The sequence below is a fragment of the Streptomyces sp. NPDC008238 genome, assembly GCF_042956445.1.
Classification (GTDB): Bacteria; Actinomycetota; Actinomycetes; order Streptomycetales; family Streptomycetaceae; genus Actinacidiphila.
Genome location: NZ_JBIBGK010000013.1, coordinates 90,264 through 99,728 on the forward strand (window position 1 = coordinate 90,264; position 9,465 = coordinate 99,728).

Below are 9,465 nucleotides of genomic sequence, written 5' to 3' on the forward strand. Positions count from 1 at the left end.
TCGCGACCTTGCGAGGTCCGAGTGGTTCCACTCCAGCGTGAACGGGGTGGACGCGCCCCAGCCGCCGATGAGGCAGTCGTCCAGGGCCGCGGTGTTCCAGCAGATTTATGACGACCCGTACTTCCCTGATCACGTGGTCGACCACGGGAAGGCGATCCTGCTGCGGCTGTGCGAGCAGATCGAGGCCGAGCAGCCGTCGGACATGGAGAGTCTGTACGCGCTCGCCCAGGCCGCGACGGAGGAGTTCAACCTGCTGGACAAGGAGTTCGTTGCGGCCGGGAGTGAGATCGAGACCGTCGCGCGTGAGTGGATCTGTGATGAGTTCTGGTTCGTCGCGTCGGCATACGGGTTCACAGAGGCGGATGCGGAGGAGTTGACCGCCGGCCGGGACTGGTGAACGAGGACGGGAAGGCCGCCTCTGTCAGAGCCGACGAAGCGACATCACTGGTCGACGCAGTCAACACATCTGCGCGCCGCGGGCGCTCACTGATCAGGATCCGGCGGTCGCCGGACGCAAAGGAACAAAAGCTGCGGGCTGCTCCGGCTTGCGGGCCAGCAGGCAGGCGCGCGCTCTGCCCGCCCTCCCGCCCGGCTCCTGCTCCAGCCTCGCGGTGACGACGAGTCCGGCCCGCTCCATCAGGCCGATCACGCGGTTCAGGGGCAGCAGGTACGACTCGTAGGACACGGGATGGCCGTAGCCCTGGGTCGGCCGCAGCCGTTCGTCGCCGACGTAGTCTCCCCAGAGCAGGTGACCGCCAGGCGCGAGCGTGCGGTGGAACTCGGCGAACACCGCAGGCAGCCACTGCGGTGGCGTGTGGTGGGTGGAGTACCAGGCCAGGATGCCGCCGAGCTCGCCGTCCCCCGTCTCCAGCGCGGTCATCGAGCCCTCGGTGAACCGCAGGTCCGGATACGCCTGGCGGGCCAGCCCGATCATCTTTGGCGACAGATCGACGCCGAAGGCGGACACTCCCAGCCCGGCCAGGTGCGCCGTGACGCGGCCGGGGCCGCATCCCAGGTCCGCGACCGGCCCGAGGCCGGCCGTCCGCACGAGTTCGGCGAACGCCGCCAGCATGCCGCGGGACAGCGGGTCCATGGCCGCCGGCGGCGGAATGCGTTCGACGTAATCGGCGGCGACCGTGTCGTACGACTCGCGGACGGCGCTCAGATAGGAGGGCTCAGCCATGCCGGCGACCCTAGACGAGCGGTCCGACAGGCGGCGTCGGAGATAGTCGGATGCGCCCTCGTGGATCGCGGCCTACCCTCGCACGATGGCCAGCTTCGAGACCCATCGCCGACGTGTGCACGACGCGGATCTGCCGGTTCGCGCCCGCCACAACGCCCTGCGCACCTGCGTGGTGAGCTTCGCTCCGTACGGGTTTCGCGCGACGTACCACCACTTGTGCCGCAGCGCCCGGATCCCTGTCGTCCTGGAGGACGATCCGGCGGCACTGGTCCGTGCCGTGGAGGAGCTCCGGTCCGCACGCCGGCTCTGGCTCGCCAACGAGGCCGCCTACGTGACCCGCCGCCGGCGGGAGAAGGACCTCGGGCGACGTGTGCCACGGCCGGACGGCGGCTGGCGGGACCAACGACGGGGACCAGAGGGCTCTCTGGCCTTCTGCCCCGATCCCGAGTTCCACCCCTCCGAGCCCCTGCCGACCGTGGTGGGACGCGTCCTCGCCTCCGCGATCCCGCCCGGAACCGACAGCCCGCGATGCCGAGCCTGCGGCAGCGACGCGAAGACGTGCTCCTGGAAGAGCGGCTTCCACGTGTACCGCCTGTGCGCGCGATGCGGAGTGAGTCTCGGCTCACGTCCGTCGGACGTCAACCGGCGCCTCCTCGCCGCCAGGTCCCTGCGATGGAAGGAACTGTGGAAGCGCGCGGCCTGACCGACGTGGGCCCGTCGCGCCCGGCGAAGTCCCGGGAAGTCCCGGGAAAGCCCGTCAGATGCGCGCCGGAAGCCGCGGAGAACACGGCCGTTATCCGGATATGGCACCCGGCACGCACCTTCTGTGCGATCTTTGTTCGCTTCCCGTATGCCTTCGGCGTATCTGATGATCGAAGGCCGTGAACGCGGCGGGGGTGTGAACCCGTGCGTCCACTGCCGTCTCGCTCTGGGTTGCACGCCCGGCGTCCCGGGCTGACAACGTTGTCTTCGGGTGGACCGATCCGTGCGTGCGTACTGCGACGCTGGAGAGGTCACGTGTCCATCAGATCCCAAGTCCCCTTGCCCCGCGCGGTTCCACCCGGAACCGCCCCCCGTCGTGGCCGCCCCCTGCGCGCGACGGTCGCCGCGCTGCTGTCGGGCGCGCTCGGCCTCGCCGCACTCGCGGGCGGCGGCGCGGCCGCGGCCGTACCCCTCGCGACCTCGTCCGCGGGGTCCACGGGAAGCTCCGGAAGCGGGGGCACGGACTACACGAAGCTGGTCGACCCCTTCGTGGCGACCGCCGGCGACGACGGCAACGACCTGCCGGGCGCCCAGGCGCCCCACAGCCTCGCCAAGGTCAGCCCGCTGACCACGCCGAACCGCAACCATCCCGGGTACGACTACAACGAGGACCACATCGCCGGGTTCACCGCGACGAACCTCGACGGCGTCGGCGGCTCGGGCGGCGGCGGCGACCTGCTGGTCGTCCCGACCTCCGTGCGGTACGACAAGCGCCCCGCGCCCAGCACCTACGCGCACGCGTACAGCCACGACGACGAGACCGCGACGCCCGGCTACTACCAGGTGGGCCTCGGCGCCATCTCCGGAACCGGCTCCGCGGTGACGCAGGACCCCGGCACCATCAAGGCGGAGGTGACCGCGACCACGCGCACCGCGCTGGAACGGTACAGCTTCCCCGCCGGTTCGGAGCCCGAGCTGGTCCTGGACCTCGCGAACAACTTCACCAGCCGCACCCGCTCGACCGTGCAGGCGACGACGCTCCCGGACGGGACCACCTCGCTCAGCGGGCTCATCGCGGGTTCGTTCAACGGCGCCTCGTACAAGCTGTACTACAACGCCACCACCAACGTGCCCGTGACCTCGCTCAAGAGCTGGGGCAACGACGGCAAGCTGAGCGACGCGACCGCGCAGGACGGCTCCGACACCGGCGTCGTCCTCGGGTTCGACACGTCCCACGGGAACGACGTCGAACTGCGCGTCACGCTGTCGCCGATCAGCGCGGAGCAGGCCGCGACCGACCAGCGCAACGAGGTGGGCGACCTCACCTTCGACCAGGCGCGCGCGAGGACGAAGGCGGAGTGGAACAGCGCGCTCGGCGCCGTCGACGTCCGCGCCTCGGCGAAGTCCGACCCCGGGTCGACGCTCACCAAGGAGTTCTACACGCACCTGTACCGCATGTACGCGCTGCCGGTGAACGCCACGAGCACCACCGGCACGTACCGCGGCGCCGACGGCGCGGTGCACAAGACGAACGGCTTCACGTACTACGACGGCTGGTCGACCTGGGACGACTTCCGCAAGTACTCCGTCGAGTCGTACATCGACCCGGCCACCTACCGCGACATGATCCAGTCGCTGATCGAGCTGTTCGCCGACGCGCGCGCCTCCGGCAAGAGCCTCGGCAGCCTGACCCACTCGGTCCCGACCGTGCGCTGGGAGCGCTCGGCCGTGCTGGTCGCCGACGCGCTGTCGAAGGGCTACAAGAACTTCGACCGGCTCGACGAGGCGTACCCGGCGCTGCTGCAGTACAGCGGCTACTACACGGGTGCTCAGCTGCGGCAGGGCTACGTCACCGGTGACCCCGGCACGACCGTCCAGCGCGGCTACGACCAGTGGGCGCTGTCCGTCATCGCCGACGCGCTCGGCAAGGAGGACGACGCCAAGAAGCTGCGCGCCCAGTCGACGATGGCGATCGACAACCTCGTGAAGTCCGGCGCCTGGACCGCGGCCGACGGCACCGAGGTCGGCCTGCTGACCCCGCGCGCCGCGAACGGCGACTGGCAGAGCGCCGACTACGAGAAGTTCGAGGCGGCCGGTCTCTACCAGGGCACGCTCTGGCAGTACCACTGGTACGACGCCTACGACATGGGCGGCCTGATCGAGGCGATGGGCGGCCAGAAGGCCGGCAAGGCCGCGATCAAGCACATGTTCGGCGAGGACTCGGCCGTCGGCACCGACGATGGATCGACCATGCTGCACTCCAACGCGAACGAGATCGACCTGCAGGCACCGTACCTCTTCAACTACGTCGGCGAGCCGAGCCTGACGCAGAAGTGGGTGCGCGCCATCTACACCGGTACGACCTGGAACCGCTACATCGCGACGGGCTCCACGAACGAGGCCCCCAGCTCCGGCGGCGAGTTCCGCCCGCCGGTCAAGACCCAGGTCTACAAGCTGTCCCCGAACGGCTTCCTGCCGACCATGGACAACGACGCCGGCACCATGTCGACCATGTTCGTCGGAGCCGCCCTGGGCCTGTTCCCGGTGACCGCCGGCTCCAGCCAGTTCCAGATCGGCAGTCCGTTCTTCGACTCCACGACGATCAGCTACGCCAACGGCTCCCGGTTCACGGTGAAGGCCGACGGCGTCTCGCCGGGCAACTACTACGTGCAGAACGCGACCCTGAACGGCAAGCGGTTCGACAACACGTGGCTGGACTACTCGCAGATCATCGCGGGCGGCACCCTGGACTTCACCATGGGCTCCAAGCCCTCCCAGTGGGGCGCCCACACCGAGCCCGCGTACTCGCTGGACACCGACTCGGGCGACACGGGTGACGGCGGCACGGGCAAGGGCGACACCGTCCTCACCGCCCGCCCGGCCACCGTCGGTACCACCGCCGACGGCACCGTCGACGACAGCGTGAAGCTCACCCTGTCCGGACCGGCGTCGTTCGCCGCCCACAAGGGAACCAGCCTCACCAAGACCGGCGCCGCGAGCGTGACCGGCCTGCCGAAGGGGGTCACGGCGGACCTGCGCGTCAGCGACGCGCGCACGGCGACGCTGTCGCTCACCGGCACCACCAAGGTCGACGCCCGCTTCGGCATCACCTTCCGCGACGCGGCCTTCGCCCACGGCGTGCGCGCATCGACGGTGAAGGGCACCGGGATCTCCCCGACCGACCCGCTCGTGATCTCCGCAGCGGCCGTGCCCCGCAAGGCCCTCGCCGCACTCGTCGACCAGGCCTCCCTGGTCCGCAGCGCCAACTACTCCGACGGCTCCTGGAACCTGTTCCGGTCGGCGCTCGAACGCGCGCGGACCGTCCTCGCGGACAGCACCTCCGCGACGGGCACGATCATGGCCGCGGACGACGCGCTGCACACCGCCATCGACTCGCTCACCATCGACGAGGGCGGCTACGCCGTCCTGCAGGCCGAGGCCCCCGACCAGATGGAGGGGCCGAACCTGGTGAAGGAGGCGTACTACTCCGACGGCGACCTCGGTGGCGTCACCGAGGGCGCGTGGGAGCGGTACGGCAAGCTGGACTTCGGCGGGGTCGCCCCGCGGAGCATCTCGGTCCGGTACGCGAACTCGCAGCCGGCGGACGCCAAGCCGAGCAGTGTCGACGTCCACGCCGGCGCGGCCGACGGCCCCGTCGTCGCCACCGTCCCGCTGCCCGGAACCGGCGGCTGGCAGTACTACACCACGGTGCAGGCCGCCGTCACCGACCCGGACGCCCTGCTGAACGCGAAGAGCGCCACGTTCGTGTTCCACGCCCCGTCCGGTCAGCAGTGGGTGTCGAACTTCGACTGGTACCAGTTCTCGCCGAACGGGGTCTCCACGTCCCCGACGACCACGCTCGCCACGCTGAGCGCGGCGAACAGCACCGCGACCGGCAACGGTTCGCTGCCGCTGAACCTCGCCAACGGCCTCTTCGAGAACGTGACGAACGGCGCGTGGGCGCAGTGGAAGGACACCAACCTCCGCAGCGGCGCCGACACCGTCACCGTCCGCTACGACAAGCCCCAGTCGCGGGCGGCGTCGGACTCGCACATCGAACTGCACCTCGGCGCGAAGGACGGCGCGAAGAGCGTCGACATCCCCCTCGACTACAGCGGTTCGGGCTGGGGAACCATCGCCACCACCAGCGTGCGGCTCGACCCGAACGTCTTCACCGGCGTCCAGGACGTGTACGCGGCCTTCGTCTCCAGCACGCAGACCTCCGCCCAGCCCTACGTCGGCAACGTGTACTCGCTGACCCTGACGCAGACCGCCGACGCCCCCGTGGGCTTCGACGCCACCGCGTGGCGTGCCAACAGCGGCGGCGGGCTCAAGAGCGAGCCCGTCGGCTGGACCGGCGCGGGCTCCGCCACCGACCTCGGCGGCACCTACAACGGGGCCTGGCTGGGCTACGGCGACATCGACTTCGGGAACTCCCCGAAGAGCACCGTCACCATCACCTACGCCAACAACTCCGCCCGCTGCGGCACCGGTTCGGCCGTCCAGCTCTACCTGGACTCCTTCGACGCCGCCAACCCCGGCACGCCGTACGCGACCGTGCCGCTGCCCGTCACCGGAGCCGCCTGGTCGTCCGGCGGGACGACGAGCCTGACGCTGCCCAAGGAGATCACCGGCACGCACACCGTCTACCTGCGGCTGACGACCACCCCGGACTCCTCGCACCCCTACGTCGCGAACCTGGGCCGGATCACCTTCAACCACGTCGAGACGCCCGTCGCCACGGACAAGTCCGCCCTGCGGAAGGCGATCGAGCAGTACGAGGGGCAGGCCGGCCACGCCGACCGCTACGACGCGATCGACTTCGGGGTGTACAGGCGTGAACTCGCCGCGGCACGCGCCCTGCTCGACGCCGACGACGCGGCCCAGCTCGAGGTCGACACCCAGACCCGCAGCCTCACCCTGGCCGCAGGCCAGCTGATCCCTCTCCCGCGGCTGAAGCTGGAGGACCTGGTCACGACCGCGTCGGCCCTCGACAACGACCGCTACACGGACGCGTCGTGGAAGGCCTTCACCAAGGCGCTCGCCGACGCGAAGACCGCGATCGCCGATGCCGCGGCCACGGACCAGACGCTCACGGCGCGGTACGACACCCTGCGCCACGCCATGGCCGCGCTCACCACGAAGCCCAGGACGGTGCCCGCCGCGCCCGACGCCGTGTCGGCGACCTCGTCCGGCACGAGCGTGACCGTCGCCTGGTCCGAGCCGCAGGACACCGGCGGCTCACCGGTCACCGGTTACAAGATCTCGCTCAGCGACGGCCACCAGGTCGAGGTCCGCGACCCGGGCAGCCGCAGCACGACGTTCACCTGGCTGCGGGCCGGCAAGTCGTACACGGCGCGCGTCCGGGCGGTGAACCTCGTGGGCACCTCGCAGCAGAGCGCGGCGACGGCACCCGTGGTCACCGGCGGCGGCAAGCCGCAGAAGCCGGCCGTGACCGGTGTGGTCACCGACGGCAAGCAGGTCCGCGTGACCTGGCGCGCCGCCGGCGACGGCGGGTTCCCGGTCATCGGCTACACCGTGGCCCTCGACGACGGAACCACCGCCCACCTCCCGGCCACGACGGACACGGCGTTGCTCACGGCCGCGGGCAAGGCCAAGGCGCACACGGCCACCGTCACCGCGGTCACCCTCGCGGGAACCTCGGACGACCCGGCCGGAACCGCCACGACCGTCACGGCGAACCCGGCGGACGCCGCCGACCCGGCCTACGAGCCGTCGCCCTTCCCGGACGACACGCTGAACGCCACCTACACGTCGGACAAGTGGCCGGGCTCCGGCGACGGGACCGACTACTTCTACGGATTGCTGGGCGGCTTCGACCACCTCGGCTCCGACATCCTCGGCGCCAACACCAAGGTGCCGGGCGGCACCCCGCCGACCGCTGAGAACGACCGGATCGCCGTGCGCATCAACAACGCGGCGACGCAGAAGGAGGTGGACCGGGCCGAGGTCGACGCGACCAACAGCTCCACCGTCACGATGGCCGACGGCCTCGGCTCCCGGCTCGGCCAGGTCTACCTGGACGCCCTGAACGGCGGCCGGCTGCCGAAGACCAGCGCGCTGTTCTCGCGCGTCACCAAGGGCCTCGACATGGGCGGAGCGGCGAAGGACCACTTCGGCTACAAGCGCCCCTACGTGCGGTTCGGGTTCGTCGGCGACGGCGGCGCCGTCTACGAGTCGCAGGACGGCTCCTACGGCAGCCTCACCACCAGCGGTTCGTACCCCAGCGGCCACACCTACGGCGGCTACGAGGCGGGGACCATCCTCGCCACGCTGCTGCCGGAGCTCGCGCCGTCGATCCTCGCCCGTACCTCCGAGTACGGCGACAACCGCATCGTCCTCGGGTTCCACTACCCGCTCGACGTCATGGGCGGCCGCATCGCCGCCCAGGCCACCGTCGCGCACCGGTGGGCGGACCCCGACTTCGCGAAGCTGCTGACGCAGGCCCACACCGAGACGGAGAACGTGCTGCTCGCCAGTTGCGAGAAGGCGGGCTACGGCGACACGCTCGAGGCCTGCGAGGGCGACTCCTACGCGGGCCTGAGCACGGCGCAGCACGTCGACCTGTACACGCAGCGCCTGGACTACGGGTTCTCCCGGGTCGGGAAGTCGGGTCAGGCCCTGAAGGCGCCGTCCGACGCGGCGGCCCTGCTGACCACGGCCTTCCCCGGCCTGACCACCGAGCAGCGCACCCAGGTCCTCGAGCAGACCGCGACGGATTCCGGCTCCCCGCTGGACCTCACCGGCGACGGCGGGGCGAGCTGGGAGCGGATCAACCTGTCGGCGGCCATGGCGGCGAAGGTCGTCGTCGGCGCCGACGGGTCGGTCAAGGTGACGAACCACCCGGACGCCACCAAGGCCGCCGTCGCCGACGCCAAGGCGATCAAGGTCGGCGGCGTCGCGATCGACGGGTTCGACCCGGACGTGTCCACGTACGTCGTGGACTGGCCGAACAACGCGAAGACCCCGTCCGTCTCCGCCGTGCCGGCCCAGTCCGGCGCACGGGTGAAGGTCACGGAGGGCAGTTCGGTCCTCTCGTCGGACGGCCACCGGTTCACCACCCGCACCATCAAGGTGACCTCGGCCGACGGCTCGTTCACCCGCACCTACACGGTCGGGTTCGAGCGCACGGACCGCGACCACCGGCCGATGGCGGCCGGCGGCGACGGCCGAGACGAGGACGACCGCCTCACCGCGGGACCGGGCCTGCCGGGCGGCGGCCACGACGGGACCGGCTCCGACGACGACGCCGGATTCTGGGCGACGGTCACGGAGTGGGCGACGCACACGTGGATTCCCTGGTCGTAGGGCACGCCACCACCGCCGGACCTGCCGCGCCCCGTGCGGGCGCGGCGGGATCCGGCTGATCCCAGCAGGCGCCACACCGCCGAGGGCCCCCGCGGGTGAACAGCGTTCGTTCACCCGCAGGGGCCCTCGGTCCGTGCGGCGCCCGTGCCCGGCCCCGGCCTCCCGCGCCCGCGGGAGGCCGGGGCCGCGTCGCATGTCCGTGCCGTGTGCGCAGGAAGCACCCGAGACGTGGCCAGTCGTGGACATCGTGC

Annotated in this window: 4 protein-coding genes; 3 read left to right on the forward strand and 1 reads right to left on the reverse strand. The window is 71.1% G+C overall.

Annotation, left to right across the window (positions count from 1 at the left end; all coding sequences use genetic code 11):
- The first annotated feature begins 46 nt into the window (after window positions 1-46).
- Window positions 47-397 carry a DUF5713 family protein gene (locus tag ACFZAU_RS24825; RefSeq protein ID WP_500554092.1) on the forward strand — a complete coding sequence of 117 codons (351 nt, stop codon included), beginning with the start codon at window positions 47-49 and terminating at the stop codon, window positions 395-397.
- A 93-nt stretch (window positions 398-490) separates the two neighbouring features.
- On the opposite strand, the gene ACFZAU_RS24830 is transcribed toward ACFZAU_RS24825, so the two are convergent.
- Window positions 491-1,183 (reverse strand): class I SAM-dependent methyltransferase, encoded by a 693-nt coding sequence (locus ACFZAU_RS24830; protein WP_500553998.1) that lies wholly within the window; start codon window positions 1,181-1,183, stop codon window positions 491-493.
- Window positions 1,184-1,268: 85 nt separating this feature from the next.
- On the opposite strand from ACFZAU_RS24830, the gene ACFZAU_RS24835 reads away from it, so the two are divergent.
- Both ACFZAU_RS24835 and ACFZAU_RS24840 read left to right on the forward strand, forming a co-directional pair.
- Window positions 1,269-1,886 (forward strand): hypothetical protein, encoded by a 618-nt coding sequence (locus ACFZAU_RS24835; protein WP_500553999.1) that lies wholly within the window; start codon window positions 1,269-1,271, stop codon window positions 1,884-1,886.
- 314 nt (window positions 1,887-2,200) lie between these two features.
- Window positions 2,201-9,214 carry a glycoside hydrolase domain-containing protein gene (locus tag ACFZAU_RS24840; protein ID WP_500554000.1) on the forward strand — a complete coding sequence of 2,338 codons (7,014 nt, stop codon included), beginning with the start codon at window positions 2,201-2,203 and terminating at the stop codon, window positions 9,212-9,214.
- Window positions 9,215-9,465: the final 251 nt, after the last annotated feature.